Genomic DNA, 26070 nt, shown 5'->3' with positions numbered 1-26070 from the left:
CCGGCGGGCCGCAATCATCCGTAGGGCGCGATCCTGTCGCAAAACCGCCAAGGGTGCCGCGCATGGGGCGCGTGATCGCGCGCGCCCTGGGCGTCGGCGCGGGGTTCGACCGATCCGGGAATGGGCAGCACGTGGAATCGGCAGCAGAGCATCGGATGAGCGGCCTCGCCGAGGCGGGGCGGCGGGAGGACGGGCCGGGCGGGGGCCCTGACGGCCGCGCCGTCCTGCGCGGGCCGGCCCGCCCCGACCTGATCCGGCGGGAGACCCTGGCCGCCCTGTTCCGGGCGAGCGCGCGGGCGCGCGCGGACGCCCCCTGCCTGATCGATGCCGCCGAGCCCGGCTCCGGCGGCCGCCGCCCGGTTCTGACCTATGCGGAGGTCGATGCCCGCTCCGACGCCATCGCCGCCGGACTTTTCGCCCGCGGTGTCGGCCCAGGGGATGTGGTGGGCCTCTGGATGGCCCGCGGCACGGAGCTGCTGATCGCGCAGATCGGCATCACGAAATCCGGGGCCGCCTGGCTTCCCTTCGACGCCGAGGCGCCAGCTGAGCGGGTCGCGGTGTGCCTGGGCGATGCGGAGGCCAAGGCGCTCCTCGTTTCGGAAGCCCTGCATCCCCAGGCGCCGGAGGGCACGCCCGCGCTCACGACCGCCGCGGTTCTGGCGGCGGGGCAAGGAGCCGGGCAAGGAGCCGGGCAAGGGGCCTCCCCGCCCGATCTGGATGCGGCGGGTCTCACCCCGGAGCACCCGGCCTACCTGATCTACACCTCGGGCTCGACCGGCGTGCCGAAGGGCATCAGCATCAGCCACGCCAACATCTGCCACTTCCTGCGCTCGGGCAACGCCGTCTACGGCCTGCGCGCCGACGACGTGGTGTTCCAGGGCGCCTCGGTCGCCTTCGATCTCTCGATGGAGGAGATCTGGGTCCCCTATCTCGTCGGCGCCTGCCTGTTCGTGGCGAGCCCCGCCATGATGGGCGATGTCGAGTCGCTGCCCGCGATCATCGCGGAAGCCGGCGTCACCGTGCTCGACACCGTGCCGACCCTGCTCGCGATGATCCCCGGCGATCTGCCGAGCGTCCGCCTCGTCCTGCTCGGCGGCGAGGCCCTGCCCGAGCCGCTGGTGGCGCGCTGGGCCACGAACGAGCGGCGCCTGTTCAACACCTACGGCCCGACCGAGGCCACCGTGGTGGCGACCGCCGCCGAGATGCGGCCGGGCCGGCCCGTCACCATCGGCGGCCCGATCCCGAATTATTCCGTCTATGTCGCCGACGAGGCGCTGAACCTGCTCCGGCCCGGCGAACAAGGCGAGCTGCTGATCGGCGGCCCCGGCGTGGCGATGGGCTACCTCAAGCGGCCCGAGCTGACGGCGGAGAAGTTCGTCGCCAACCCCTATCCGTCCGACGGGACCGACCCGGTGCTCTACCGCTCGGGCGACGCCGTCTCGATGACGGAGGCCGGCGACATCGTCTTCCACGGCCGCATCGACGATCAGGTCAAGATCCGCGGGTTCCGCGTCGAACTCGGCGAGATCGAGGCCCGCATCCGCGGCGAGGCGGGGATCAACCAGGCGGCGGTGGTCCTGCGGCGCGACGACGAGGTCGACCGCCTCGTGGCCTTCCTCGTGCCCGAGCGCGGCGCCGACCTCGACCGCGCGAATCTCCGAAAAAATCTGGCGGCGCAGATGCCGCCCTACATGGTGCCCGGCCATTTCGAGACGGTCGAGACCCTGCCCCGGCTCACCTCGGGCAAGGTCGACCGCAAGGCCCTGCGGATCGCCCCGCTCACCGTCGCCACGGCCGACGGCGAGCAGGAGGCTCCCGACAACGAGACCGAGGCCGCCCTGCTGGCGGCGGCCAAGAAGGTGTTCGGCGACGGGCCGATCGGGCTCGAGGCCGACTTCTTCTCCGAACTCGGCGGCCACTCGCTGCTCGCCGCCCGCTTCGTCGGCGCCGTGCGCGAGACGCCCGCGCTCGCCGGCATCACCCTGCAGGACGTCTATGCCGGCCGCACGCTCCGGGCGATGGCGGCCAGCCTGATCGAGCGCAGCGGCGGCGTCGGCGCGCAGACCGCGATCCGCGACCTGAGCTTCGCCCCGCCCCCGCTCCTGCGCCGCGTCCTGTGCGGGCTGGCGCAGGCGGTGGCCCTGCCCTTCGTGATCGCGCTCGCCACGGCGCAGTGGCTCGGCATCTTCGTCACCTACCTGCTGCTCACCGGCGGCGGGCTCGGCTTCTGGGGCGAACTCGGCGTCCTGCTCCTCGTCTATATCGGCATCAACGCGGTCACCGCGACGATCGCGATCGCCGCCAAATGGCTGATCCTCGGGCGGACGCGGCCCGGCCGCTATCCGCTCTGGGGCGTCTATTATTACCGCTGGTGGCTGGCGCAGCGCCTGACGCCGCTGGTGCACATCAAGTGGCTCCAGGGTTCGCCCGTCATCGTCACCTATCTGCGCCTGCTCGGCGCGAGGATCGGCGACGACGTGCTGGTCTCCGACCTCGATGTCGGCGCCGCCGATCTCCTCACGATCGGCCGCGGCTCGTCGCTGGGCGGGCGGCTCGTCATCGCCAATGCCGAGGTCGTCGGCAACGAACTCGTCATCGGCTCCGTCGAGATCGGCGAGGACGTCGCCATCGGCACCTCCTGCGTCATCGGCCCGGACACGACCATCGGCGATCACGCCGAGATCGCCGATCTCACCACCGTGCCGGCGGGCACCGAGGTCGGTCCGGCCGAGGCCTGGGACGGCTCGCCCGGCCGCCGGGTCGGCACCGTGGACTTCTCCGCCCTGCCCGAGCCGGCCACCGCCTCGCCCGCCCGACGGGCGGCCTTCGGCGCGGTCTACGCCTTCCTGCTCGCGGCGGTGCCGGCGGTCGGCCTGCTGCCGATCTTCCCGGCCTTCTACATCTTCGACCAGATCTCGGATCACCTCTCCGAGATCACCGACCTCGATTACCACGCCTACCTGCCGCTGCTGACCTGGCCGACCGCCATGCTGATGACGGCGGGCACGGTGCTGCTCATCGCCGCCATCCGCTGGGCGGTGCTGCAGCGGGCGACGTCCGGCACTTACTCGATCTGGTCGGGCTTCTACCTGCGCAAGTGGCTGGTGGCGCTTGCCTCCGAGGTGACGCTGGAGACGCTCTCCTCGCTCTTCGCCACCGTCTACATGCGGGCGTGGTACCGGCTGATGGGGGCAAAGATGGGCCGGGGCGCCGAGATCTCGACCAATCTCGGCTCGCGCCACGACCTCGTCTCGGTCGGCGCCAACAACTTCATCGCCGACGAGGTGGTGGTCGGCGAGGAGGAAATCCGCCGCGGCTGGATGCATCTTCACACCGTCGAGACCGGCGCCCGCGTCTTCGTCGGCAATGACGGCGTGCTGCCGCTGGGCACGCGCCTGCCCGACGACGTCCTGATCGGCATCAAGTCGAAGCCGCCGGCCAACGCGGAGATGGGGCCGGGCGAGACGTGGTTCGGCTCGCCGCCGATCCGCCTGCCGGTGCGCCAGAAGGTCGATCTCGGCTCGCATGCGCAGACCTTCGAGCCGAGCGTCTGGGCCAAGCTGCGGCGCGGCCTGTTCGAGGCCTTCGCCACCTCGTTCTCGCCGATGCTCTACATCTCGCTCGCCATCTGCGCGATCGACTGGGTGTTCTATCCGGCGATCCTGGCCGAGGATTGGGGCGGGCTGGCGCTCGCCTTCGTGGCGGTGAGCCTCGTCATCGCCCTGATCCAGACCACGAGCGTCATCTGTCTCAAATGGCTGCTGATGGGGGTCTACCGCCCCGGCATGCGGCCGATGTGGTCGTGGTGGGCGATGCGCACCGAGGCCATCGCGGTGGCCTATTGGGGCTTGGCCGGCAAGGTCCTGCTGGAGCACCTGATGGGCACGCCGTTCCTGCCCTGGGTGCTGCGCCTGTTCGGCGTGAAGGTGGGGAAGGGCACCTGCCTGCTGATGACCGACATCACCGAGTTCGACTGCGTCGAGATCGGCGATTACGCGGCGATCAACCGCTCGGCCGCGCTCCAGACCCACCTCTACGAGGACCGCATCATGAAGGTCGGGCGCGTCGTGGTGGGCCGCGGCGTGTCGGTCGGGGCCTTCTCGACCGTGCTCTACGACAGCCATGTCGGCGACTACGCGCGGCTGCGCCCGCTCACCATCGTCATGAAGGGCGAGTCGATTCCCGCGCATTCCGAGTGGGAGGGCGCGCCCGCCGTGCCGGTGGTGCATGCGGTGGCCGAACCGGTGGCCAAGGCGGCGTGAACGGGCGCGCAGCGCTTGCGGGGCGTACCAATAATGGTACTTTCCGCGGATGACCGCTGCGCCGGCCATCCCTCTGGTCTTCTATCGAAGTGCGTCCGGCCAGGAGCCGGTCCGCGAATGGCTGAAGCGACTACCGCCAGAGGACAAGCGCGTTGTCGGCTTCGATGCTCGTCGGGTCCAATTGGGTTGGCCGATCGGGTTGCCGGTCTGCCGACCGATGGCGGGCGGATTGTTCGAGGTGCGTTCGACGCTTCCGAGCCGCCGCGAAGCCCGCCTGCTGTTCGGCTTCCATGAAGGTCGGCTGATCGCCCTGCATGCCTTCATCAAGAAGACGCAGCGGACGCCGGCGGCAGAGCTTGAGCTGGCGCGGCGGCGCTTGAAAGGAGGTGACGAGATGAAAGCGGACAATCCCCATATTGGATCGACCTTCGAGAGCTGGCTCGAAGCCGAGGGCATTGCCGAAGAGGTCAAGGGGGCGGCGGCCAAGAGCATCATCGCCGAGCAGATCGCCTTGGAGATGAAGCGTCAGAAGATCAGCAAGGTTCGAATGGCCGAACTCATGCACACGAGCCGCGCTCAGGTCGACCGCCTCCTCGATCCGTCGAATGGGGCCGCGACGTTGGAGTCCCTGGTTCGCGCCGCGCGCGCGGTCGGGCGGGATTTGCGGGTCGAACTCGTATGACGATCGCCCGCTGGCCGAGCCAGCGGGCTGCCACGCCTCACGCCCCTTCCGGCTTCGCCCCGAGGCGCTTGTCGAGATAGGTGTCCACGGTCTGGGTCAGTTCGTCGACCTTGCCGTCGAAGAAGTGGTTGGCGCCCTCGACCATCTGGTGCTCGATGATGACGCCCTTCTGGGTCTTCACCTTCTCGATCACCGGGATCACCTCGCGGGCCGGCGCCACCCGGTCCTCGGAGCCGTGCACGAACAGGCCGGAGGAGGGGCAGGGCGCCAGGAAGGTGAAGTCGTAGCGGTTGGCCATGGCGGCGATCGAGATGAAGCCCTCGATCTCCGGGCGGCGCATCAGCAGCTGCATCCCGATCCACGAGCCGAACGACACGCCCGCGATCCAGCAGGACTTCGCCTCCGGATTGACTGACTGCACCCAGTCCAGGGCTGCCGCCGCATCGGAGAGCTCGCCCGAGCCGTGATCGAAGGCGCCCTGGCTGCGCCCGACCCCGCGGAAATTGAAGCGCAGGGCTGCGAAGCCGCGATTGGCGAAGGTGTAGAAAAGATTGTACACGATTTGATTGTTCATCGTGCCCCCGAACTGGGGGTGCGGGTGGAGCACGATCGCGATCGGCGCGCCCTTCTTCTTGGGCGCCTGATAGCGGCCTTCCAGGCGGCCGGCAGGGCCGGAAAAGATGACTTCGGGCATGGTGTCCTCGAGATGATCCGCTTCCCGCCCCACTCGCATCCGGAAGGCACGGGGAACCGGGCCGGCCTCCGGCCGGCGATGGCTTGACTCGCTGCGCGCGCCACTTACAAGCGCTCTTAGAATAATTCTAGGCGATTGGAATTATTCTAAACAAGGTTTCGGCCTCGGTCTTCGATGCAAAAGGCGCGCGTTGCGCGCGGCTTAGCACGGGGGAGGGGGGCGAAATCAAGAAAATCAGGAATTGTCAGGGCGATGCGGAGCGGAACGGCGGGATGACGTCAGCGGCGCGCAGCTATCTCGATCACAACGCGACGTCCCCGGTGCGTCCGGAGGTCGCGATGGCGGTCGCGCGCGCGCTCGAATTGCCCGGCAATCCTTCCTCGATCCATGCGGAGGGCCGCGCGGCGCGCCACGCGCTGCAGACGGCGCGGGCGCAGCTCGCCGCCCTGCTCGGGGCGCACCCGGAGCGCGTCACCTTCACCAGCGGCGGCACCGAGGCGGCCAACGCCGTTCTCTCCGGCGCCCTGCGCAAGGAGGGCCTTCCCGCCCCCGCCCGCCTGATGATTTCGGCCACCGAGCATCCCTGCGTCGCCGCCGGCCACCGCTTCGCGCCGGAAGCGGTCGAGGTGCTGCCGGTGGACGCGGCGGGCCTGCTGCGCCTCGACGCCCTGGCGGCGCGCCTCGACGCCTACCGCGACGAGGCCGTGCTGGTCTCGGTCCACGCCGCCAACAACGAGACCGGGGTGGTGCAGCCTCTGGCCGAGATCGTGCGGCTGGCCCGCGCCCACGGGCGGGCGCTCGTCCACAGCGACGCGGTCCAGGCGGTCGGCAAGATCCCGCTCGATTTTTCCACCCTCGGCCTCGACGCCCTGACCCTGTCCGGCCACAAATTCGCTGCGCCGAAGGGCGTCGGCGCCCTGGTGCTGGCCGAGGGGGTGAGCCTGGAGGCGGCCTTCCTGCGCGGCGGCGGCCAGGAGGCGCGCCTGCGCGGCGGCACCGAGAATCTTTCGGGCATTGTCGGCATGGGCGCGGCGGCAGCAATCGCCCAGGCTGCACTGGAGAGCGAGGCGGTGCGGCTCGGGGGCCTGCGCGACGCGCTCGAAGCGCAGCTCCGGGCACTCGCTCCCGACGTCGTCGTGTTCGGGGCGGGCGCGCCGCGCCTGCCGAATACGCTCAGCTTCGCCGTGCCGGGCCTTCCGGCTTCCACGGCGTTGATCGCTCTCGATCTCGCGGGCCTCGCCGTCTCGTCGGGCTCGGCCTGCGCTTCGGGCAAAGTGGCCCGTTCCCCCGTGCTCGCGGCGATGGGCGTGAGCCCTGCGCTCGCCGCAGGGGCGCTGCGCGTCAGCTTCGGCTGGAATTCGCGCGCGGATGACCTGTCACGCTTTGTGGCGGGGTTCGAACGGGTCGTTTCGTCCCTATATCAGCGGCGAGGGCAGGCAGCCTGAGACTCTCTCACGAAGCGCCCGGGCCGGGCTTTTCGTGAGGAACCCTCAGCACCGCCCGCCCAAGCCATTTTCTCGGCGGCCAACCCGCCGTTTCGTTGGAAACCCCCGGTCCTTGACGCCGGAGTCGGTAGGAGACGCTGAATGCCTGCAGTGCAGGAGACCATCGATCGGGTCCGCTCGATCGACATCGATCAGTACAAGTACGGCTTCGAGACCGTCATCGAGATGGAGAAGTCCGAGAAGGGCCTCTCCGAGGACGTGATCCGCTTCATCTCGGCCAAGAAGAACGAGCCGGAATGGATGCTCGAATGGCGCCTCGACGCCTACAAGCGCTGGCTCACGATGAAGGAGCCGGAATGGGCCCGCGTCGACTATGACAAGGTCGACTACAACGACATCTACTACTACGCCGCGCCGAAGCGTAAGGGCCCGGAATCGCTCGACGAGATCGATCCCGAGATCCTCAAGACCTACGAGAAGCTCGGCATCCCGCTGCGGGAGGTCGAGGCGCTGGAAGGCATCGCGCCCGAGCGCCGCGTCGCGGTCGATGCCGTGTTCGACTCGGTCTCGGTGGCCACCACCTTCAAGAAGGAACTGGAGAAGGCCGGCGTGATCTTCATGCCGATCTCCGAGGCCATCCGCGAATACCCGGACCTCGTGAAGACCTATCTCGGCTCGGTCGTGCCGGTGACCGACAACTTCTTCGCGACGCTCAACTCGGCGGTCTTCTCCGACGGGTCGTTCGTCTACATCCCGCCGGGCGTGCGCTGCCCGATGGAACTGTCGACCTATTTCCGCATCAACGAGCGCGACACCGGCCAGTTCGAGCGCACGCTGATCATCGCCGACAAGGGCTCCTACGTCTCGTATCTCGAGGGCTGCACCGCCCCGAAGCGCGACGACAACCAGCTCCATGCCGCGGTGGTCGAGCTCGTCGCTCTGGAGGACGCCGAGATCAAGTACTCGACCGTCCAGAACTGGTACCCCGGCGACAACGAGGGCAAGGGCGGCATCTACAACTTCGTGACCAAGCGCGGCGATTGCCGCGGCGCCCGCTCGAAGATCTCGTGGACGCAGGTCGAGACCGGCTCGGCGATCACGTGGAAGTACCCGTCCTGCATTCTGCGCGGCGACGATTCCCGCGGCGAGTTCTACTCGATCGCGGTGTCGAACGGCATGCAGCAGGTCGATTCCGGCACCAAGATGATCCATCTCGGCAAGAACACCACCAGCCGGATCATCTCGAAGGGCATTTCCGCGGGCCGCTCGCAGAACACCTACCGCGGGCTCGTCTCGGCCCACAAGAAGGCCAAGGGCGCGCGCAACTTCACCAACTGCGACAGCCTGCTGATCGGCGACCAGTGCGGGGCGCACACCGTGCCCTACATCGAGTCGAAGAACGCCTCCGCGGTGTTCGAGCACGAGGCCACCACCTCGAAGATCTCCGAGGACCAGAAGTTCTACTGCCAGCAGCGCGGCCTCTCCGAGGAGGAGGCGACCGCGCTCATCGTCAACGGCTTCGTCCGCGACGTGCTGCAGCAGCTGCCGATGGAGTTCGCGGTGGAGGCCCAGAAGCTGATCTCGATCAGCCTCGAAGGCTCGGTGGGCTGATCGATCACGACACCCGCGCCTTACCCCTCCCCCTCTGCGGGGGAGGGTGGCGCCCGAAGGGCGACGGGAGAGAGGAGCGACGGTGCAGCCGAGGGCTGCGCACGTCCCGACAGGCTCGCCTCTTCCGTTCGCCGGGTTTCCCCTCTCCCGACCCTCGCTGACGCGAGGGCCCCCCTTCCCCGCAGAGGGGGAGGGCGGTTATCGGAACCGAATTAGGACTATCGAACGATGCTTGAGATCAAAAACCTCGTCGTGCAGATCGAGGACAACCGCATCCTGAACGGCCTGAACCTGACCGTGAACGACGGCGAGGTCGCCGCGATCATGGGCCCGAACGGGTCGGGCAAGTCGACGCTCTCCTACGTCATCGCCGGCAAGGAGGATTACGAGGTCCTCGACGGCGAGATCCTGCTCGACGGGCAGAACGTGCTGGAGATGGCGGCCGACGAGCGCGCCGCCGCCGGCATCTTCCTCGCCTTCCAGTACCCGCTGGAGATTCCCGGCGTCGGCACGATGACCTTCCTCAAGGCCTGCCTCAACGCGCAGCGCAAGGCCCGCGGCGAGGACGAGCTCTCGACCCCCGACTTCATCCGCGCGGTGAACGCGGCCGCCGACAAGCTCGAGATCAACAAGGAGATGCTCAAGCGCGCGCTCAATGTCGGCTTCTCCGGCGGCGAGAAGAAGCGCATGGAGATCCTCCAGATGGCGCTCTTGCAGCCGAAGTTCTGCGTCCTCGACGAGACCGATTCCGGCCTCGACATCGACGCGCTGCGCATCGTCTCCGAGGGCGTGAACGCGCTGCGGGCGCAGGGCCGCTCGTTCCTCGTCATCACCCACTACCAGCGCCTCCTCAACCACATCGTGCCCGACACCGTGCACGTCATGTCGAAGGGCCAGATCGTGAAGACCGGCGGCAAGGAGCTGGCGCTCGAACTCGAAGCCTCCGGCTACGCCGAGTACCGCACGAGCGAGGCTGCGTAATGGCCGACGTCACCAATCTCCGCTCTCCCGCCGAGGCCGGTCTCTCGAAGCTGTTCGAGTCCTCGCGCAAGGCCTTCGCCAGCGAGCAGGCGATCAGCCGCGAGGAGGCGTTCCGCTTCTTCGAGGCGACCGGCCTGCCGAGCCGCCGAGTCGAGGCGTTCAAGTACACGGATCTCCGCGCCGCCATCACGGAAGCCGCCCCGCCCGCCGAGGCGCCGTCCGAGGACGCCGCCCGGGCTGCGGTCGCGGGGGCCGCGGGCTTCGCCGAGGTCGAGGCCGCGCGCCTCACCTTCGTCAACGGCCATCTCGTGGCCGCGCTCTCCGACCTCGACCGGATCCCCGAGGGCGTGACCGTCACCCCGCTCAACGCGGCGCTGGCGCAAGGCGATGCCCGCCTCAAGCTCCTCGCCCCCGTCGAGCAGGTGCGCGAGAACCCGATCTACCAGCTCAACACCGCCTTCCTGGCGGACGGCGCGCTGATCTCGGTCGCCCCCGGCGCCAAGCCGCAGACGCCGGTTCACCTGCGCTTCGTCGGCACGGGTGAGACGGCTTTCTCGACCGCCACCCGCGTGCTGGTCGAGATCGGGGCCGGTGCCGAGTTCTTCCTCCTGGAGAGCCACGAGGGGCCGTCCGGGCTGACCTATCAGCCCAACGACGCCCTCGACGTGCGCATCGGCGAAGAGGCCGCCTTCCGCCACACCCGGCTCAACCGGGAAGGGGATGCGGCGATCGCCCTCTCGACGATCTCGGTGCGGCTCGACGCCCGGGCGCAGCTCGAGACGGTCAACCTCGTCACCGGCGCCAAGCTCTCGCGTCACCAGATCTACCTGCACGTTGCGGGCGAGGACGCCAACGCGGTCGTCAACGGCGCGACGCTGCTGGGCCACGGCCAGCTCGCGGATTCGACCCTGCTTGCCGACCACGCGGCGACGGGCGGCGTCGGCCGCGAGATGTTCAAGACGGTGATCGACGGCGATTCCACCGGCGTGTTCCAGGGCAAGATCATCGTCCGCCAGGTCGCGCAGCAGACCGACGGCAAGATGAAGTCCGACTGCCTGCTCCTGACCGACGACGGTCAGATGATGAACAAGCCGGAGCTGGAGATCTTCGCCGACGACGTCGCCTGCGGCCACGGCGCCACCTGCGGTGCGCCGGACGAGGACCTGCTGTTCTACCTCATGGCCCGCGGCCTGCCGCGCGCCACCGCCGAGAGCCTGCTGGTCCAGGCCTTCGTCGGCGAGGCGGTGGAGACGGTCACGCACGAGGGCGCACGCGAAGCGCTGATCGGCGGGATCGAGGCCTGGCTGGCGGCACGCGGCTGACCCTGCCGGCCGGCTCCCCCAGGGGAGCCGGCCGAGCACATTGACGCCGAACCTGTTCCGGCGGGCGGCGATGGACCCGGACATCAAAGGATCCAAGGTCGCGACCATGAACGCACCCGTTCCCGCCACCCCCTACGACGTCGAGGCGATCCGGGCCGAATTCCCGATCCTCTCGGAAAAGGTCTACGGCAAGCCGCTGGTCTATCTCGACAACGCGGCCTCGGCGCAGAAGCCCAAGGCGGTGATCGACGCCATGGTCTCCTGCATGGAGACCGGCTACGCCAACGTCCATCGCGGCCTGCACTACATGGCCAACGCCGCGACCGAGGGGTTCGAGGGCGCGCGCGAGACCACGCGCCAGTTCCTCAATGCCCGCTCCACCGACGAGATCATCTTCACCCGCAACGCGACGGAGGCCTACAACCTCGTCGCATCCTCGATGGGCTGGGCCGGGCTGATCGGGGAGGGGGACGAGATCATCCTCTCGATCATGGAGCACCACTCCAACATCGTGCCCTGGCACTTTCTGCGCGAGCGGCGCGGGGCGGTGATCAAGTGGGCGCCGGTCGATGACGACGGCAACTTCCTCGTCGAGGAATACGAGAAGCTGTTCACCCCCCGCACCAAGATGGTGGCGCTCACCCACATGTCGAACGTGCTCGGCACGGTGACGCCGGGGGAGGAGATCGTGCGCATCGCCCACGCCCACGGCGTGCCGGTGCTGCTCGATGGGGCGCAGAGCGCGGTCCACCGCCCGATCGACGTGCAGGCGCTCGATTGCGACTTCTTCGTCTTCACCGGCCACAAGGTCTACGGCCCGACCGGGATCGGCGTGCTCTACGGCAAGAAGGAGTGGCTCGACCGCTTGCCGCCCTACCAGGGTGGCGGCGAGATGATCCGCACGGTGAGCCAGGATTCGATCACCTACAACGACCCGCCCCACCGCTTCGAGGCGGGCACGCCGGCGATCATCGAGGCGGTCGGCCTCGGCGCCGCGCTCGAATTCATGATGAAGCTCGGGCGCGAGAACATCGCCGCGCACGAGGCGATGCTGACGGCCTACGCGCAGGAGCGGCTCGGCGCGATGAATTCGATCCGCCAGATCGGCAATTCCCGGAACAAGGGCGGCGTCATCGCCTTCGAGGTGAAGGGTGCGCATGCCCACGACATCGCCACCGTGATCGACCGGCAGGGCGTGGCGGTGCGGGCGGGCACGCACTGCGCCATGCCGCTGCTGACCCGCTTCGGCGTGACCTCCACCTGTCGCGCCTCGTTCGGTCTGTATAATACGACCCATGAGATCGACGCGCTCGCCGAGGCCCTGGCCAAGGCCGAGATGCTGTTCGCGTAAGTTTTGGAACGTTTCGGCCGTCGGACGCGGCGGCCGGAAGGAGTGATCCGATGAGCACCGACGCCACCATCACCGGGGGCACCAACACCCCCGCCCTCGCGGCGGCCTCCGCGATCCCGGCCGAAGAGATCGACCGCCTGACGGACGAGATCGTCGTCGCGCTGAAATCCGTCTACGATCCCGAGATCCCCGCCGACATCTACGAACTCGGCCTGATCTACCGGGTGCAGATCGAGGACGACCGGCGCGTGCTGATCGACATGACCCTGACCGCGCCGGGCTGCCCCGTGGCCGGCGAGATGCCGGGCTGGGTCGAGAACGCGGTCTCGGCGGTGCCGGGCGTGCAATCCTGCCAAGTGACGATGGTGTTCGACCCGCCGTGGGATCAGAGCCGGATGTCCGACGAGGCCCGCGTCGCCCTCGACATGTGGTGAGGGAAGATCCGACCGGCCTTGCGGTCCTTGCAGGGTCGGCGCTTCAGCCCTCCATCGGAGGAGCGGTCGGATCCCACCGCGGTTCGAACGTCAATCCGTCGTAGATGTCCGACAGCGTCAGCCGCGCACCGATCTCGGGAAGATCGATGATCGCTTCGAGACTGTCGAACGTCTCGATCGCCCAGTCCTCGCCGTTGCGGCGATAGAGAAGAACCTGCGGCAGGACGGTCTCGACGAGGAGGATGCAGCGCAGGGTCGGATGGCGCTTGTACTCCTCCAGCTTGCGCGTCCGATCGACGGCGCTCGTCGAGGGGGAGGCGACCTCGACGACCAGCCGCGGTTCGCGGGCCTCGTAGGTGTCACGGACGAGTTCGGCGCCCTCGACCATCACGTCGGGGCGTCGCAGGCCGCGACTACCGGTTCGGATCGCGATAGCCGCCGTCGTCGGCCGGCAGCCCGAGCCGCGGAGCTGCGTATGCAGGGAGGCGAGGATGTTGACGGTGGCTCGGTCGTGCTGCGCGCTGCTGCCCGTCATCATCCGATGGCGCAGGACCGGCACGCCGTCGACGAGTTCGTAGCGCTCGTCTTGATGGAGCTGCCACGCGAAAAACTCGTCCGGCGTCATCCGCCGCTGCGCAGGATCGGCCATCGCACCCTCCGTCACCGATTGAGCATAGCACGGCTGCATTCGCCCGGTGCGCCGGGCGCACCGGTGGACCCCTGCCCCGGGAGTGCTTATCTCTTGCTAGTCCCGAAAAAGACTCACCCGCCCGGGCCTTGAACCCGGCCGCAGGAGAGAGACCACGATGTCAGGTTTCAAGGTGATCACGCTGACCGACCGCGCCGCGGATCGGCTCAAGGCGATTATGGCCGATGCGGAGAAGCCGATCGCCGGCTTGCGCGTCGGCGTGAAGAACGGCGGCTGCGCCGGCATGTCCTACACGATGGAATATGCCGAGGAGCGGAAGGCCGGCGAGGACGTGATCGAGGACCGGGGCGTGACCGTGTTCATCGATCCCAAGGCGGTGCTGTTCCTGCTCGGCACCGAGATGGACTTCCAGACGACCAAGCTGTCGTCCCAGTTCGTGTTCAACAACCCGAACCAGACCTCGGCCTGCGGCTGCGGCGAGTCCGTGGCGATCACGCCCGCGAACCCGGAGCGCCTGGCGGCCGGCGCCCCGGCCTGATCGGGGCGCGGATGCCGGCGGATGGGGAAGGCGGTGCGCCGCCGCCCCGTCACGCCACGTCGCGCAGGGCGTCGACCTCGGTCTCGTCGTAGGTGCGGTTGCGGCCGGCGCGCTTGGCAGCGAACAGGCAGGCATCCGCCCGTTCCAGCAGGGAGACCGCGTTGTCGTCGCCCCGCTGCGTCGCGACGCCGAGCGAGACCGTGACCTTGCCAAGCGACTCGCCGGTCGAGCGCTTCACCAACTCGCGCCCGGTGACGCCGTTGCGCACCCGCTCGGCGATGGCGCGGGCGTCCTCCAGCCCGGTCTCCGGCAGGACGATGCCAAACTCCTCGCCGCCGAACCGGGCCAGCGTCGCGCCCGTCTGCCCGACATGCTCGCGCATCACGATGGCGACGAGGCGCAGCACCTGATCGCCCGTCAGGTGGCCGTAGAGGTCGTTGAAGCGCTTGAAGGAGTCGATGTCGAGCACGATCAGGCTCGTCGGCTTGCCGCCATGCGCCGAGGTCGGCGACGCGTCGACGGTACGCCGAAGCGCCTCCTCGAAGCTCTTGCGGTTGCCGAGTCCCGTCAGGGCATCGGTCAGGCTCTCCAGGCGGGCCGCTTCCAGCGTCTCGCGCAAGGTCTCGATCTCGCTGCGGCTCTCGCGCATCCGCGCTTCGAGGGTGCGGTTGTTGGCGGTCACGTCGCGGGTGTTGGCCACGATCGTCGTGACGATCTCGCGCAGGCGCGTCCGGCTGGTGGCCGTGTTGGCGATGTCGTGGGTCAAAGCCTGGAGCGACTCGCCGTACTGGGCGGTCGAGCGGATCGAGACCTCGATCATCTCCATGATGCCCTCGACCTCGGCGATGAGGCTCGAATTCATCCGGTCCACCTCCACGGCGAGGCGGCGCCCGTCGATATAGGTGTCGTGGAGCCCGTCGATGTCGGCGCTCGTCAGCGTGCCGTTCTGCGTGGTGAGCCGCTTGACGGCATCGTTCAGCAGCGGCTGCGTGCCGGACACGTAGAGATACCACACCGCGTAGGCGCGCGGGGTCGCGCAGGCACAGTAGTCGCGCATCAGCTCGAAGCTGCGCTGCGCGAGCGTGAAACTGCGATCACGGTCGGAATCGGGGCCGAGGCTCATCCGGTGACGTAGGCTCCTGCGGACGGGGCACACCGCCCGCAGCATCCGCTCCACCGGAGTGTCGCCGCAGAACCTCGCCAGGACGTTAAGGGGCGCGCAAAGAAAGCGCCGGCCGTGGCCGACGGCGCCATCATCGGGAGCCGTCAGACGACAGAGCCGTCGGACAGGACGGCCTGCGGGGAGCGCGCTCGGGACGCGCTACTTGCTCTTCCCGAACCCGGTCGGCTTCAGAAGGAAGGCCGGCACGTGCGAGCCGAGGCCCACCGGCGTGTCGTCGTCCTCGTCGCGGCGCGGGGGGCGGCGCTCGGAGCGGGCGCGGTCGGGAGCGCTTCGGGCGGGCTCGCGGGCCGGGGAGACCGGCTCCGCCTCGCGGATCGGTTCGCGTCCGCTCTCCTCGCCGCGGCTGCGGCCGGAGGCCGGGCGGCGGCCTCCGCGTGAGCGGCTCTCGCTCGGCCGCTCGGCCGTCCGCTCGGCGGCCTTCTCGGCGCCCCGCTCGCTCCCTTTCTCGCTTCCCCTGGCCCGGCGGGCGCCGCGGCGGCGGCGCGGCTCGTCGCCCTCGGTGTCGTCGGTCACGGTGGAGAGGTCGCCGTCGAGCCACTCGATCGGCCGGCCGATCAGGCTCTCGATCGCCGCGAGCGAGCGCTCGTCGGCGCGGCTCGCCAGGGTGAAGGCGTGCCCGGCGCGCCCGGCGCGCCCGGTGCGGCCGATCCGGTGGACGTAGTCCTCGGGATGGTGCGGCACGTCGAAATTGAAGACGTGGCTCACCGCCGGGATATCGAGGCCGCGGGCGGCCACGTCCGAGGCCACGAGCAGCGGAACCTCGCCGCTGCGGAAGCCGTCGAGCGCCGCCGTGCGGGCGCGCTGGTCCATGTCGCCGTGCAGCGCGGCGACGTTGAAGCCGTGGCTCGCCAGCGACTTCTGCAGCAGCGCCACGTCGCGCTTGCGGTTGCAGAAGATGATGCCGTTCTGCAGTTCGTCCGCCGAGCGGATGAGGTGGCGCAGGATCTTGCGCTTCTCGTGGCCCTCGGCGCCCGTCGCCACGAGGCGCTGCTCGATGGTCGTGGCGGTGGAGGAGGGGCGGGCCACCTCGACCCGCTGCGGGTTGTGCAGGAACATGTCCGCCAGCCGCTCGATCTCCGGCGGCATGGTGGCGGAGAAGAACAGCGTCTGGCGCGTGAAGGGCACCATCTTCACGATGCGCTCGATGTCGGGGATGAAGCCCATGTCGAGCATCCGGTCGGCCTCGTCGATGACGAGGAGCTCGACGCCGGTCAGCAGCAGCTTGCCGCGCTCGAAATGGTCGAGCAGGCGCCCCGGGGTCGCGATCAGCACGTCGGTGCCGCGGGTCAGCTTGGCGTCCTGGTCGGCGAAGGAGACGCCGCCGATGATCAGCGCCACGTTGAGCTTGTGGTTGGTGCCGTAGCGCTCGAAATTCTCCTCGACCTGCGCGGCGAGTTCGCGCGTCGGCTCCAGGATCAGCGTGCGCGGCATGCGGGCCCGGGCGCGGCCCGTCTCCAGCATCGTCAGCATCGGCAGGGTGAAGGCGGCGGTCTTGCCGGTGCCGGTCTGGGCGATGCCGAGCACGTCGCGCCGGGCGAGCACGTGCGGGATCGCCTGGGCCTGGATCGGCGTCGGCTCGGTGTAGCCGGCCGCGGAGACGGCTTGGAGTACCTTGTCACTCAGTCCAAGATCGGCGAAAGACATCGTGTATCGGAAACCATTTGCGCGCGTGGAGTGGGCCGATCCGGGGCTCAGAGCTCGCGCCGGCGGATGATCGCGAGAGCCGTGCGCGGTACGCCGTCACGCGTCCGAACGCGCGCGACACTTAGACCCCTGTGCCTGCTTGTCAATCGACCGCGATAGCGCCGGTCCCTCCCGCCTGTGCTGGAGACGGTTGCGTCGCCGGTATCGCGGAGCCGTCGAGCGGCCTTTCAGGCGCGGCGAAACGGTGTTTTTCAGCCCATGACCGTGCCGGGCGCCGCGGGCCGATCCTCGCGCGCGGTCAGTTCCGTGCGCTGGTTCCGCGGAGCGCGCAGGGATCGAGCCGCGTCGCCTGGGCCTTGACGCCGATCGAGCCCGTCACCTCGGGATCGGCCGGCATGCCGGCCGGTCTGGTGAGGTGGTGGGCGAGCGCCGTGGCGCCGAGGCCGACGATCAGCGTCATCTTGATCGTCCACGCGAGAGGCCCCCGCGGTCGGGGCGAACCGGAATCGAAGGACATGGACAGCGCGATCCGTCGAGGCGGCCGGGTCCGGAATCGGAGCGTCGGCACGCTGGAGCGTAGAGCCGATATGGTTAATACGAACTTGCGCGGCGGCCGCTACCGCTCGTTAACCGTAATGCCGCATGTTTTGCTTCCGGGATTTGACTGTTGCTGATTCTCGACAAGACGAGCCGTCGATGTGCGCAAGGACACATCGGGCCTGATCGCATGCTCACGGCTGGGTAAGCTTCACCTTTCGTTGACGGGTTCGGGTGCATTCATCGCTTCATCGCAGGAGGGCGACGGATACCGGGGAGATCCCCCGGACCACTTCACACCAACACCGGCTCCCGCCAAACCAGGACACGACACGATGAAAAGCCTGCTTCTCGCCTCGAGCGCGCTCGTTGCCGCCACGGTCGCCGCCTCGGCCGCCGACCTTCCGCGCCGCGCGGCCCCGCCGCCGGTGTTCCAGCCGGTGCCGGTCTTCACCTGGACGGGCTTCTATGCCGGTTTCAACGCCGGTTACGGCTTCGGCACCCAGGACGACCGCGCTCCGACCGTGATCGGCGTCGGCCCGGCCTCCCTGCTCGTGCCCCCGGGCACCACCGCCGTGGTGGCCTTCAGCAACCGCGAGTCCAACGAGGGCTTCGTCGGCGGCGGTCAGATCGGCTACAACTACCAGTTCACCCCGGGTTCGGGCTTCGTGATCGGCGTCGAGGCGGACGCCCAGTACGCCGATTTCGGCCGTAACCGGAACCGCTTCGTCTCGACCAGCCCGCTGGCCGCCCAGCAGGTGTTCAACCCGGCCGGTCTCTCGGGCCTCGACTTCTTCGGCACCGTCCGCGGTCGCCTCGGCTACGCCTTCGACCGCACCCTCGTGTACGGCACCGGCGGCTTCGCCTACGGCTCCGGCGGCGGTCGTGAGTTCGGCACCGGCGTGTCGAGCGACGACTTCCAGACCGGCTGGGTCGCCGGTGGCGGTGTCGAGTACGCTCTCCCGACCGACTCGTTCCTGAACTTCTTCAAGTCGTCGGCCGTGACGCTGAAGGTCGAAGGCCTGTACGTGAACCTCGATCGCAACTCCGGTGGCCGCGGCGCCTTCGCCGTCGACAACCAGGGCCGCACGGTCTCCGTCGGCAACCCCGGCACCGTGCTCGTCAGCGGTGGCCAGCAGGTCCGCGACACCGAGTTCGCCGTCGTCCGCGCCGGCCTGAACTACAAGTTCGGCTCGTACTAAGACCCGGATCCCCGGCGGTCCCGTACCGGACCGCCGGACTTTCCGAAGGAAAAGCCCGGCCGCGTGCCGGGCTTTTTCGCGTTGCGGCTCTCATGGCGGCTCTCATTGCGGCTCTCATTGCGGCTCTCATGGCCGTTCTCGGGGGAACGGCTCGCCTCCGGCGCAGGCTGCGGTTAAGGTCTTGTTGACCATACCGGCCGATCCTGCCCGGCCCGGAATCCCGCGACGGCGGGAACCGGCGCCCCGCAACCGCCACGGCGAGACCCGCATGACAACCGGCAGGACATCGGACCGAACGGCCGGATGCGCCGCGCGGCGGACGGCCTCTGCGCGTCGGGGCTGGCGCGCGCGCCGCGCAGTCGTCCGGTGCGGGCTCGTGCTGTACGGGATCCTGTGCGGACCGGTCCCCGCTGTGCGGGCGCAGGAACCGCTCTACCTGCGCATCCGCGCCAACCCTGATGCCCGGCTCGACGGGACCTCCGGGCCGGCGACCGCGGGGCCTTCGCGTGAATCCGTCTGGGAGCGGAGCGACCGGCGCGCCCGGATCGCGATCGCCTCGGTCTGCACCGGATGCTTGGCGGCGCCCTCCGCCCTGCGTGCGTTCATGCCCTCCTCCGTGGCGGAAGCTCCGGCCTCCGACATGCCTTCGCCGCTTTCGTCACCCTCTCCATCGCCCCCTCCTTCGCCCTTTGCACCGACAGCAGGTGACCCATGACCCAGGCCCACCCGACCACCGGCGCGACCGTCGATCCGGAATGCCCGGTCTCCCTCGAACTGCTCGGCGAGGTCTACCGCGCCGACGACTACGACCTGCCCTACATCCTCGAGACGATTCCGGCGCTGACCCGGGCCAAGCTCGCCGCCTATCTCTACGGCAAGAGCCACATGCACCAGCTCGGCCTGAAGGTGGCCCGCGCCTGCGAGCGCGATGATCTGGTCCGGGCGGTCGGCGAGATCGGCTCGGTGATCTACGGCCAGTCCCGGCTGAAGCCCGCCCCGGCGGCGCCGGAGGCCGAAGTGCCGGCCGGGCGCGGCCGGAGCGCCCAGGCGGCGCAGCCGAAGAAGGTGAAGATCAGCCTGGGCGGCTCCGCCGCCAAGGGCCGCAGCTTCGATTGAGCATCGATGCCCTCCCGCTCGGCGCGCGCCGCGGCGGGGTGGGCCCGCGTGACGGAAAGAGGACAGGTTCGATGTTCGCAGCGTGGTGGAAGCTCGGATTCGACACGACCCTGCTCGCCTTCGAGGCGCAGTCCGTAATCGCCCTGCGGATGGCCAAGCTCGCGGCCGGCGGCACCGCGGCCCAGGCCGAGGCGCAGCGCATGGTCAGCGAGAAGGTGCTGGCAGCCGGCGAGGCGGCGATGCAGCTCGCCACGGGCGCGTCCCACGGTGCGGTGGTGGCCGGCTATCGCCGCAAGGTGCGGGCGAACCACCGCCGTCTCTCCCGCGGTGCGAAAGCCATTTAACCTCTCCTTAACCATGGCCTTCCATCGTTCGAACTCACGTCGGACGATTTCGGGAGAGCGTCATGGTGCTGTGCGAGAACAGCGTGCGCGAGCGCGCCTACTACATCTGGGAAGGCGAGGGCCGGGTGTTCGGCCGGGCCGAGGCCCACTGGCTGCAGGCCGAGGCCGAACTGCGGCAGACGACGGCGACGGTCGCGGCTGAGACCGTCGCCGCGCCGGCCAAGGTCGCCAAGCCCCGTGCCAGCCGCGCCAAGGCCGCGGTGAAGGCGCCTGCCGAGGTGCTGGCTGTCGTTGCCAAGGCCGTGAAGACCAAGGCTCCGGCTGCTGAGAAGCCCGCTGCCAAGGCCGCGAAGGCTGCGCCCAAAGTCGCATCCAAGGCCAAGCCGGCCGCCAGCCGGGCCAAGGCCCGCGCCGGAGCCGAGGCCGTCGTCCTCCACTGAGCCGCGCCACCAGAAGCGGATGCGGTTCGAGAGCCCGCCGCCCTCCGGGGCCGGCGGGCTTCGCTTTTCGGGCGGTCGAGACGTCGGGCCGACGCTCGGAGCAGGGGAACACCGGTCAGGCTCGGCCGTTTCCCTCGCGCTTCCGGTGTGGAGCGCTCCCATGATCGAGGAAGGACACGCGATGCGCGCGCGGATCGGACGAGAGGCTGCCGCCGTCTTCCTCGGCACGATGCTGGCGGCCGGCGCCGCCGCCGCGGGGCCGCTGCGACCGGGCGATTCGTTCTATGCCGGGCCCGCTGTCCCGGCGGTGAGCGGCCGGGCGCCTTGGAACGCGCCCTGGGAATACGATTCCGGCAGCGGCAACGACCGGCGCCCCGAACTGCCCTACTACCAGCAGGGCCGCGGCCAGCAGACCGGCGGCCCGGCCCGCAACCTCCTCCCCGACGACGGCCTCCAGCTCTTCCCGCGCTGACGGCGAGCCCCCCGGATGTCCCCCCGCATCAAGGCCGTCGTCTTCGACATCGACGGCACCCTGCTCGACAGCGTCGACCTGCATGCCCGCGCCTGGGTCGAGGCCTTCGCGCATTTCGGGATCGAGACGCAGGAGGCGGAGGTCCGCCGCCAGATCGGCAAGGGCGGCGACCAGCTCCTGCCGGTCTTCGTGGACGAGGCGCGCTTGGCCCGCGAGGGCGAGGCGATCGAATCCTACCGCTCGGATCTGTTCAAACGGTCCTATCTTTCGCAGGCCAAGCCGTTCCCGGCGGTGAAGGCACTGCTCAGCCATGTTCGCGATGCAGGCCAGACCGTCGCGCTCGCCTCCTCCGGCAAGGCCGACGAGGTCGAGAACTACCAGAAGATCCTCGGCATCACCGGCCTCGTCGATGTGGTCACCACCTCCGACGACGCCGACCGCTCGAAGCCGCATCCCGATATCTTCGAGGCGGTGCTGGACAAGCTCCCCGGCCTCTCCAAGCAGGCGGTGATGGTGGTCGGCGACACGCCCTACGATGTGCAAGCCGCGGCACGCGCTGGACTTTCCACGATCGGCGTCCTGTGCGGCGGCTTTCCCGAAGCCGAGCTTTCGGCGGCTGGCTGCGTCGCGATCTATCGCGACCCGCAGGATCTGCTCGACGGCTATGCCCGCTCGCCGCTGGCTTGAGGTGAGCCGGCTTCACAAAGCTGTGAGGGATGCTTCCTGTTCTCCAAGGAAGCGCTAACCGCGAGCCGGCAAACCTATGGCTTTGCGATTTGGAACCGTTTAAGAGCCCGCCCCGCGGGGGGCGAGCCCGCTTCCGGATGCGATCCCATGCAGAGCACGGCCGAGACGTTCATGACGACCTCGAAATCTCTCCAGCAGCAGGTTGCCGAGGCCATCGAGGACAGGGCGCTGCCGATCAGCCGGCTCCTGCGCCTGATGTGGGCCCTCGATGCCGACCGCAGCGCCGCCAACCAGAACCTGCGGGCCCAGCTCCGCGCCCGGATCGGCGCTCCGCTGAGCGCCTGAGCCGTTGGCGCACCCCGCGCGGGCCTGAGGCACCGCGCGAGCCGCGTGCGCCAACCTCTTCGATTCGCAAGCCTTTCGGCGTCCATCCGGCGCCGGGAGGTTTTTTTATTTCCCCCGGATGTCAGGCGTCAGCCGGTGCCTCGATCCGGCCGGCGCGCAGGCGCACCGTGCGGTCGCACAGCCGGGCGAGGCCGGGATCGTGCGTCACCAGCACGAGCGTCGCGCCGCGGTCCCGCTTCAGCCCGAACAGCAGGTCCACGATCTGCCGCCCCGTCGCCTCGTCGAGGTTTCCGGTCGGCTCGTCGGCGACCAGGATCGCCGGATCGGGCGCGAGCGCGCGGGCGATCGCCACCCGCTGCTGCTCGCCGCCGGAGAGCTGCGCCGGATAATGCCGCAGCCGGTGCCCGAGCCCCACCGCCTCCAATTCCGCCGCAGCCCGCCCGTGCGGGTCGGGCGCGCCCGCGAGTTCGAGCGGCAGCGCCACATTCTCCAGCGCGGTCATGGTCGGCACGAGGTGGAAGGCCTGGAACACGATGCCGATGTTGCGGCCGCGGAAGCGCGCGAGCCCGTCCTCGTCGAGGCCGCTCAGATCGGTCCCGGCGATGGTGACGCAGCCAGTATCGGGCCGCTCCAGCCCGGCCATCACCGTGAGCAGGGTGGATTTTCCCGAGCCCGAGGGCCCGACGAGGCCCACCGCCTCGCCCCGCTCGACATCGAGCGAGATGCCGCGCAGGACATGCACCCGCGCGGGGCCGCGGCCGAGGCTCAGCTCGATCTGCGACAGGGAGACGGCCTTGTTCGACATCAGGCACCGACCGATCTTGGCAAGCAATGGGGCAGGTTCGAGCGAAGGGATACGGTCTTGCACCACGCGAACGAGGCGGAAGCCGGACCCGGCAACGGGCTTGTGTCACGCTTGGGCGAACGGCGCGAGGATCCTCGGTGCGCGGCGCCACGCTCCGATGTGGGGCCGGCCCGGCTCCGGCGCAGGGCCGCGCTGATGCTCCTCTTCGCCGCAGCCACGCTCGTCGCCGCCGCGGGCCTGCTGCCCCGCGCGGCGCGGGCCGACGACTCACCCCTCAAGCTCGTGGCGCTCGGCGACAGCCTCACCGCGGGCTACCGCCTGCCGGCCGACGCCGCCTTTCCCGCCGTGCTGGAGCGGGCGCTGAAGGCCAAGGGCTATAAGGTCGAGATCGCCAATGCCGGCGTCTCGGGCGACACCAGCACCGGCGGGCTCGACCGGCTCGACTGGTCGGTGCCGGACGGCACGCAGGGCGTGATCCTCGAACTCGGCGCCAACGACATGCTGCGCGGCACCGATCCGGCGGTGACCCGCAAGGCGCTCGACACGATCATTGCGCGGCTGAAGGAGCGCAACATTCCGGTGCTGCTCGCCGGCATGCTCGCCGCGCCCAATCTCGGCACCGAGTACCGCGCCCGGTTCGACGCGATCTATCCCGATCTCGCGAAGACCTACGGCCTCGTGCTCTACCCGTTCTTCCTCGACGGCGTGGCGGGCCAGCGCGCCAACACCATGGATGACGGGCTGCACCCCACCGCCAAGGGCGTCGAGCGGGTCGTCGAGGGTATCCTGCCCGCCGTCGAGACCTTCCTCGGCCGCCTCGGGCAGCAGAAGCCGGAGCAGAAGGGACAGTAGCGATGCCGCGCCTGTTCACGGGGCTGGAGATCCCGGCGGAGATCGCCGAGCGGCTGTCGTTCTTCCGCGGCGGCCTGCCCGGGGCGCGCTGGATCGAGCCGTCGGACTACCACATCACCCTGCGCTTCCTCGGCGAGGTCGATGACGTCATCGCCGCCGATCTCGATGCGGGTCTGGCGGAGGCGCGGGCGCGCCCGGCCTTCACCGTGACCCTCGACGGGCTCGCGAGCTTCGGCGGCGACCGGCCGCGGGCGATCTACGCCTCCGTCGTGCCGAGCCCGGAGCTGACCGACCTGCAGGAGGAGCACGAGCGCATCGCCCGCCGGGCCGGCGCCGCGCCGGAGCGGCGCAAGTTCACGCCGCATGTGACGCTCGCCCGGCTCAACCGCGAGGCCGGACCGGAGGCGGTGGCGCGCACCCTCACCGAGGCCGGCGTGTTTCCCCGCCTGACCTTCACGGCGCGGCGCGCCGCCCTGTTCTCGGCCCGCACCTCGCGGGGCGGCGGTCCCTATCTCGTCGAGGCGGCCTATCCCTTCCTCGGCGGGGATTTCGACCCGGAGGAGGGGGAAGACGGGTAGCCCCGGCCGCCCCGTCGCGTTCCGCCCTTGCTTTGGGCCGCCGGTTGCGGCATGACGCGAACCGCGCCGCGCGCGCCGTAGGAGTGTAGCTCAACTGGTCAGAGCACCGGTCTCCAAAACCGGGGGTTGGGGGTTCGAGTCCCTCCACTCCTGCCACGGCGCAGCTCCAGACCCCGCAAGCGGCAGACCCTCCGAGCCCATCGACAAGCCGGATCACTTGCGCTAGAGCGGGCGCATTCCGAGATCCTCAGATGCTGTCGGTGTGGGACGCAAGCGTCCCCGCACCGCGATCGGTGGTTTCCGGAGCCCTGTCCGGTTTCAGTTGCGCCATGGCATCGAACGAAGCGACCAAGAAAGCCGACGCGGCGCGCGGCCCCAAGCGCGGCACGGCGCCCGTTGCGCCCCAGCGCCCGACCCCGCCCGCGCGCCCCGCGCCGAAGCGGGTGGGCCCGGTGGAGTTCCTGGGCGAGGTGCGCGACGAGGCCCGCAAGGTCACGTGGCCGACCCGCAAGGAGACCACGATCACCACCGTGATGGTGTTCATCATGGTGGTGGTGGCGAGCCTGTTCTTCGTCGCCGTCGATCAGGTGATGCGCTTCGGCGTCGGCCTGATCCTCGGGATCGGCGCTTAAGATTTTTTCAGGCGTCCCAGGACGCCGAGGAGTTGAGAGACCCGTGTCGAAGCGCTGGTACATCGTCCACGCCTACTCGAACTTCGAGAACAAGGTCGCCCAGTCCATCAAGGATCAGGCGGCCCAGCGCGGGCTGACCGAGCTGTTCGACGAGGTCATGGTGCCGACCGAGAAGGTCACCGAGGTCCGCCGTGGCCGCAAGGTGGACGCCGAGCGGAAGTTCTTCCCCGGCTACGTGCTGGTGAAGTGCGACCTGACCGACGAGGTCTATCACCTCATCAAGAACACCCCGAAGGTCACCGGCTTCCTCGGGGCCGACAAGGCCAAGCCCGTGCCGATCCCGGATGCGGAGGCCGAGCGCATCAAGGGGCAGGTGCAGGAGGGCGTGGACCGCCCCAAGCACACGGTCTCCTTCGAGATCGGCGAGACGGTGCGGGTCTCCGACGGCCCCTTCGCCTCCTTCAACGGCACCGTCGAGGAAATCGACGACGCCCGCTCGCGTCTCAAGGTGGCGGTGTCGATCTTCGGCCGCGCCACCCCGGTCGAGCTGGAATACGGTCAGGTCGAGAAGGTCTGATTTTTTTGCATTTCGCGATCAATCAAGACTGATTGATCGTCAGCCTTTCCGGCCGGTGGCCCCGCCGCGGCCCGGAAACGGCGATGCTTCCTCGGAAGCACCGCCACAACCCGCGGGAGATCCGCCCGGCTTCGCCTCCGGGATCCACGGATCGCACCGCGACCTGCAACCGCCCGTCCGTCCGTGCCTCGGCAGCCCGGCGACGCGCAACATTTGGGAGCAGTCCCATGGCGAAGAAGATCACGGGCTACGTGAAGCTTCAGGTCCCGGCCGGCGCCGCCAACCCGTCGCCGCCGATCGGCCCCGCGCTCGGTCAGCGCGGCCTCAACATCATGGAATTCTGCAAGGCCTTCAACGCGAAGACCGCGCAGATGGAGAAGGGCACCCCGATCCCGGTGATCATCACCGCGTATCAGGATCGCTCCTTCACCTTCGAGATGAAGCAGCCCCCGGTCACCTTCTTCCTGAAGAAGGCGGTTGGCCTGAAGATCGGCAAGAAGCCGGCCTCCGGCTCCAAGACCCCGGGCAAGGGCCCGACCGTCGGCAAGATCACCGAAGCCCAGCTTCGCGAGATCGCCGAGAAGAAGATGCCCGACCTGAACTGCGACTCCGTCGATGCGGCGGTCGCGATGATCCGTGGCTCCGCGCGAGCCATGGGCCTCGAAGTCGTCGCGTAAGGAGGGCATC

28 protein-coding genes and 1 tRNA gene are annotated in these 26070 nt (G+C 69.4%); 22 read left to right on the top strand and 7 right to left on the bottom strand.

The features are described from left to right. The first annotated feature begins 155 nt into the window (after positions 1-155). Positions 156-4262 carry a Pls/PosA family non-ribosomal peptide synthetase gene (locus HNR51_RS13445; protein WP_182555235.1) on the top strand — a complete coding sequence of 1369 codons (4107 nt, stop codon included), beginning with the start codon at positions 156-158 and terminating at the stop codon, positions 4260-4262. A gap of 49 nt (positions 4263-4311) precedes the next feature. Continuing rightward, positions 4312-4944 (top strand): type II toxin-antitoxin system RelE/ParE family toxin, encoded by a 633-nt coding sequence (locus tag HNR51_RS27005; protein WP_373325215.1) that lies wholly within the window; start codon positions 4312-4314, stop codon positions 4942-4944. Between the two features lie 37 nt (positions 4945-4981). Here the strand turns inward: HNR51_RS27005 and HNR51_RS13430 are convergent, their stop codons facing one another. Next, entirely contained in the window at positions 4982-5638 is a 657-nt protein-coding gene (locus HNR51_RS13430) for an alpha/beta hydrolase (protein ID WP_182555234.1), read from the bottom strand. Between the two features lie 272 nt (positions 5639-5910). On the opposite strand from HNR51_RS13430, the gene HNR51_RS13425 reads away from it, so the two are divergent. The 6 genes from HNR51_RS13425 to HNR51_RS13400 all read left to right on the top strand — a co-directional run bounded on the left by HNR51_RS13425 (position 5911) and on the right by HNR51_RS13400 (position 12782). Then, positions 5911-7083 (top strand): cysteine desulfurase family protein, encoded by a 1173-nt coding sequence (locus HNR51_RS13425; protein WP_182555233.1) that lies wholly within the window; start codon positions 5911-5913, stop codon positions 7081-7083. 141 nt (positions 7084-7224) lie between these two features. After that, positions 7225-8694, top strand: coding sequence for a Fe-S cluster assembly protein SufB (sufB, locus tag HNR51_RS13420; RefSeq protein WP_012456162.1), 1470 nt, complete (start codon positions 7225-7227; stop codon positions 8692-8694). Positions 8695-8922: 228 nt separating this feature from the next. Then, positions 8923-9675, top strand: coding sequence for a Fe-S cluster assembly ATPase SufC (gene sufC, locus HNR51_RS13415; protein ID WP_012456163.1), 753 nt, complete (start codon positions 8923-8925; stop codon positions 9673-9675). Then, positions 9675-10997, top strand: a complete 1323-nt coding sequence (locus tag HNR51_RS13410) for a SufB/SufD family protein (protein ID WP_182555232.1) — start codon at positions 9675-9677, stop codon at positions 10995-10997. The genes sufC and HNR51_RS13410 overlap by 1 nt, the downstream gene beginning before the upstream one ends. Before the next feature lie 106 nt (positions 10998-11103). Next, on the top strand, positions 11104-12348 hold the full coding sequence (locus HNR51_RS13405; protein WP_141953375.1) for a cysteine desulfurase: 1245 nt from the start codon (positions 11104-11106) through the stop codon (positions 12346-12348). A gap of 50 nt (positions 12349-12398) precedes the next feature. Continuing rightward, positions 12399-12782 (top strand): SUF system Fe-S cluster assembly protein, encoded by a 384-nt coding sequence (locus tag HNR51_RS13400; RefSeq protein WP_012456166.1) that lies wholly within the window; start codon positions 12399-12401, stop codon positions 12780-12782. Between the two features lie 43 nt (positions 12783-12825). On the opposite strand, the gene HNR51_RS13395 is transcribed toward HNR51_RS13400, so the two are convergent. Then, on the bottom strand, positions 12826-13431 hold the full coding sequence (locus tag HNR51_RS13395; protein ID WP_182555231.1) for a Uma2 family endonuclease: 606 nt from the start codon (positions 13429-13431) through the stop codon (positions 12826-12828). Between the two features lie 157 nt (positions 13432-13588). Here HNR51_RS13395 and HNR51_RS13390 point away from each other — a divergent pair, with 157 nt between their 5' ends. Then, the gene (locus HNR51_RS13390) at positions 13589-13969 is read left to right on the top strand and encodes a HesB/IscA family protein (RefSeq protein ID WP_012456167.1); all 381 of its coding nucleotides are present in this window, start codon (positions 13589-13591) and stop codon (positions 13967-13969) included. Between the two features lie 49 nt (positions 13970-14018). Here HNR51_RS13390 and HNR51_RS13385 read toward each other — a convergent pair whose 3' ends face one another. The 3 genes from HNR51_RS13385 to HNR51_RS13375 form a co-directional block, all read right to left on the bottom strand. Further along, positions 14019-15092, bottom strand: a complete 1074-nt coding sequence (locus HNR51_RS13385; protein ID WP_141953378.1) for a GGDEF domain-containing protein — start codon at positions 15090-15092, stop codon at positions 14019-14021. A gap of 198 nt (positions 15093-15290) precedes the next feature. Next, positions 15291-16796, bottom strand: coding sequence for a DEAD/DEAH box helicase (locus tag HNR51_RS13380; protein ID WP_182555230.1), 1506 nt, complete (start codon positions 16794-16796; stop codon positions 15291-15293). 298 nt (positions 16797-17094) lie between these two features. Continuing rightward, a complete protein-coding gene (locus HNR51_RS13375; RefSeq protein WP_182555229.1) occupies positions 17095-17313 on the bottom strand; it encodes a hypothetical protein in 219 nt (72 codons plus the stop codon). A 355-nt stretch (positions 17314-17668) separates the two neighbouring features. Here HNR51_RS13375 and HNR51_RS13370 point away from each other — a divergent pair, with 355 nt between their 5' ends. Continuing rightward, positions 17669-18535: an outer membrane protein gene (locus HNR51_RS13370; RefSeq protein WP_012456171.1), complete on the top strand. Its 867-nt coding sequence runs from the start codon at positions 17669-17671 to the stop codon at positions 18533-18535. Between the two features lie 432 nt (positions 18536-18967). Here HNR51_RS13370 and HNR51_RS13365 read toward each other — a convergent pair whose 3' ends face one another. Continuing rightward, positions 18968-19141, bottom strand: a complete 174-nt coding sequence (locus HNR51_RS13365) for a hypothetical protein (RefSeq protein ID WP_182555228.1) — start codon at positions 19139-19141, stop codon at positions 18968-18970. Between the two features lie 105 nt (positions 19142-19246). On the opposite strand from HNR51_RS13365, the gene HNR51_RS13360 reads away from it, so the two are divergent. The 6 genes from HNR51_RS13360 (at position 19247) to HNR51_RS13335 (ending at position 21939) form a co-directional block, all read left to right on the top strand. After that, the gene (locus HNR51_RS13360; protein WP_012456173.1) at positions 19247-19651 is read left to right on the top strand and encodes a hypothetical protein; all 405 of its coding nucleotides are present in this window, start codon (positions 19247-19249) and stop codon (positions 19649-19651) included. 71 nt (positions 19652-19722) lie between these two features. Further along, positions 19723-19995 (top strand): hypothetical protein, encoded by a 273-nt coding sequence (locus HNR51_RS13355; protein WP_182555227.1) that lies wholly within the window; start codon positions 19723-19725, stop codon positions 19993-19995. 62 nt (positions 19996-20057) lie between these two features. Continuing rightward, positions 20058-20435 (top strand): DUF2934 domain-containing protein, encoded by a 378-nt coding sequence (locus HNR51_RS13350; RefSeq protein ID WP_182555226.1) that lies wholly within the window; start codon positions 20058-20060, stop codon positions 20433-20435. 181 nt (positions 20436-20616) lie between these two features. Then, positions 20617-20907, top strand: a complete 291-nt coding sequence (locus HNR51_RS13345) for a hypothetical protein (RefSeq protein WP_182555364.1) — start codon at positions 20617-20619, stop codon at positions 20905-20907. 15 nt (positions 20908-20922) lie between these two features. Next, a complete protein-coding gene (locus HNR51_RS13340; protein WP_182555225.1) occupies positions 20923-21594 on the top strand; it encodes an HAD family hydrolase in 672 nt (223 codons plus the stop codon). Between the two features lie 147 nt (positions 21595-21741). After that, complete coding sequence (locus HNR51_RS13335) at positions 21742-21939, top strand: hypothetical protein (RefSeq protein ID WP_012456178.1); 198 nt, start codon at positions 21742-21744, stop codon at positions 21937-21939. Between the two features lie 121 nt (positions 21940-22060). On the opposite strand, the gene HNR51_RS13330 is transcribed toward HNR51_RS13335, so the two are convergent. After that, positions 22061-22744, bottom strand: a complete 684-nt coding sequence (locus HNR51_RS13330; RefSeq protein ID WP_182555224.1) for an ABC transporter ATP-binding protein — start codon at positions 22742-22744, stop codon at positions 22061-22063. A gap of 195 nt (positions 22745-22939) precedes the next feature. Between HNR51_RS13330 and HNR51_RS13325 the strand changes: the two genes are divergently transcribed. The 6 genes from HNR51_RS13325 to rplK all read left to right on the top strand — a co-directional run bounded on the left by HNR51_RS13325 (position 22940) and on the right by rplK (position 26060). Next, positions 22940-23596: an arylesterase gene (locus HNR51_RS13325; protein WP_182555223.1), complete on the top strand. Its 657-nt coding sequence runs from the start codon at positions 22940-22942 to the stop codon at positions 23594-23596. Positions 23597-23598: 2 nt separating this feature from the next. After that, complete coding sequence (gene thpR / locus HNR51_RS13320; protein ID WP_182555222.1) at positions 23599-24174, top strand: RNA 2',3'-cyclic phosphodiesterase; 576 nt, start codon at positions 23599-23601, stop codon at positions 24172-24174. Between the two features lie 79 nt (positions 24175-24253). Further along, positions 24254-24330, top strand: a tRNA-Trp gene (locus tag HNR51_RS13315). Between the two features lie 173 nt (positions 24331-24503). Next, positions 24504-24806, top strand: a complete 303-nt coding sequence (gene secE / locus HNR51_RS13310; RefSeq protein WP_041371686.1) for a preprotein translocase subunit SecE — start codon at positions 24504-24506, stop codon at positions 24804-24806. Positions 24807-24849: 43 nt separating this feature from the next. Further along, positions 24850-25383 (top strand): transcription termination/antitermination protein NusG, encoded by a 534-nt coding sequence (nusG, locus tag HNR51_RS13305; RefSeq protein ID WP_003597503.1) that lies wholly within the window; start codon positions 24850-24852, stop codon positions 25381-25383. A gap of 227 nt (positions 25384-25610) precedes the next feature. Beyond that, the gene (gene rplK / locus HNR51_RS13300) at positions 25611-26060 is read left to right on the top strand and encodes a 50S ribosomal protein L11 (protein WP_003597508.1); all 450 of its coding nucleotides are present in this window, start codon (positions 25611-25613) and stop codon (positions 26058-26060) included. The last annotated feature ends 10 nt before the right edge of the window (positions 26061-26070 follow it).

The organism is Methylorubrum thiocyanatum, assembly GCA_014138645.1.
Lineage (GTDB): Bacteria > Pseudomonadota > Alphaproteobacteria > Rhizobiales > Beijerinckiaceae > Methylobacterium > Methylobacterium thiocyanatum.
The sequence above is the reverse complement of the archived record's forward strand: the minus strand, read 5'-3'. Positions and strand labels throughout refer to the sequence as shown.

Excerpts from the sequence above, each read along its gene's own strand:
- HNR51_RS13445 (WP_182555235.1), top strand. The coding sequence starts at position 156 with ATGAGCGGCCTCGCCGAGGCGGGGCGGCGGGAGGACGGGCCGGGCGGG.
- HNR51_RS27005 (WP_373325215.1), top strand. The coding sequence starts at position 4,312 with ATGACCGCTGCGCCGGCCATCCCTCTGGTCTTCTATCGAAGTGCGTCC.
- HNR51_RS13430 (WP_182555234.1), bottom strand. The coding sequence starts at position 5,638 with ATGCCCGAAGTCATCTTTTCCGGCCCTGCCGGCCGCCTGGAAGGCCGC.
- HNR51_RS13425 (WP_182555233.1), top strand. The coding sequence starts at position 5,911 with ATGACGTCAGCGGCGCGCAGCTATCTCGATCACAACGCGACGTCCCCG.
- sufB (WP_012456162.1), top strand. The coding sequence starts at position 7,225 with ATGCCTGCAGTGCAGGAGACCATCGATCGGGTCCGCTCGATCGACATC.
- sufC (WP_012456163.1), top strand. The coding sequence starts at position 8,923 with ATGCTTGAGATCAAAAACCTCGTCGTGCAGATCGAGGACAACCGCATC.
- HNR51_RS13410 (WP_182555232.1), top strand. The coding sequence starts at position 9,675 with ATGGCCGACGTCACCAATCTCCGCTCTCCCGCCGAGGCCGGTCTCTCG.
- HNR51_RS13405 (WP_141953375.1), top strand. The coding sequence starts at position 11,104 with ATGAACGCACCCGTTCCCGCCACCCCCTACGACGTCGAGGCGATCCGG.
- HNR51_RS13400 (WP_012456166.1), top strand. The coding sequence starts at position 12,399 with ATGAGCACCGACGCCACCATCACCGGGGGCACCAACACCCCCGCCCTC.
- HNR51_RS13395 (WP_182555231.1), bottom strand. The coding sequence starts at position 13,431 with ATGGCCGATCCTGCGCAGCGGCGGATGACGCCGGACGAGTTTTTCGCG.
- HNR51_RS13390 (WP_012456167.1), top strand. The coding sequence starts at position 13,589 with ATGTCAGGTTTCAAGGTGATCACGCTGACCGACCGCGCCGCGGATCGG.
- HNR51_RS13385 (WP_141953378.1), bottom strand. The coding sequence starts at position 15,092 with ATGAGCCTCGGCCCCGATTCCGACCGTGATCGCAGTTTCACGCTCGCG.
- HNR51_RS13380 (WP_182555230.1), bottom strand. The coding sequence starts at position 16,796 with ATGTCTTTCGCCGATCTTGGACTGAGTGACAAGGTACTCCAAGCCGTC.
- HNR51_RS13375 (WP_182555229.1), bottom strand. The coding sequence starts at position 17,313 with ATGTCCTTCGATTCCGGTTCGCCCCGACCGCGGGGGCCTCTCGCGTGG.
- HNR51_RS13370 (WP_012456171.1), top strand. The coding sequence starts at position 17,669 with ATGAAAAGCCTGCTTCTCGCCTCGAGCGCGCTCGTTGCCGCCACGGTC.
- HNR51_RS13365 (WP_182555228.1), bottom strand. The coding sequence starts at position 19,141 with ATGAACGCACGCAGGGCGGAGGGCGCCGCCAAGCATCCGGTGCAGACC.
- HNR51_RS13360 (WP_012456173.1), top strand. The coding sequence starts at position 19,247 with ATGACCCAGGCCCACCCGACCACCGGCGCGACCGTCGATCCGGAATGC.
- HNR51_RS13355 (WP_182555227.1), top strand. The coding sequence starts at position 19,723 with ATGTTCGCAGCGTGGTGGAAGCTCGGATTCGACACGACCCTGCTCGCC.
- HNR51_RS13350 (WP_182555226.1), top strand. The coding sequence starts at position 20,058 with ATGGTGCTGTGCGAGAACAGCGTGCGCGAGCGCGCCTACTACATCTGG.
- HNR51_RS13345 (WP_182555364.1), top strand. The coding sequence starts at position 20,617 with ATGCGCGCGCGGATCGGACGAGAGGCTGCCGCCGTCTTCCTCGGCACG.
- HNR51_RS13340 (WP_182555225.1), top strand. The coding sequence starts at position 20,923 with ATGTCCCCCCGCATCAAGGCCGTCGTCTTCGACATCGACGGCACCCTG.
- HNR51_RS13335 (WP_012456178.1), top strand. The coding sequence starts at position 21,742 with ATGCAGAGCACGGCCGAGACGTTCATGACGACCTCGAAATCTCTCCAG.
- HNR51_RS13330 (WP_182555224.1), bottom strand. The coding sequence starts at position 22,744 with ATGTCGAACAAGGCCGTCTCCCTGTCGCAGATCGAGCTGAGCCTCGGC.
- HNR51_RS13325 (WP_182555223.1), top strand. The coding sequence starts at position 22,940 with ATGCTCCTCTTCGCCGCAGCCACGCTCGTCGCCGCCGCGGGCCTGCTG.
- thpR (WP_182555222.1), top strand. The coding sequence starts at position 23,599 with ATGCCGCGCCTGTTCACGGGGCTGGAGATCCCGGCGGAGATCGCCGAG.
- secE (WP_041371686.1), top strand. The coding sequence starts at position 24,504 with ATGGCATCGAACGAAGCGACCAAGAAAGCCGACGCGGCGCGCGGCCCC.
- rplK (WP_003597508.1), top strand. The coding sequence starts at position 25,611 with ATGGCGAAGAAGATCACGGGCTACGTGAAGCTTCAGGTCCCGGCCGGC.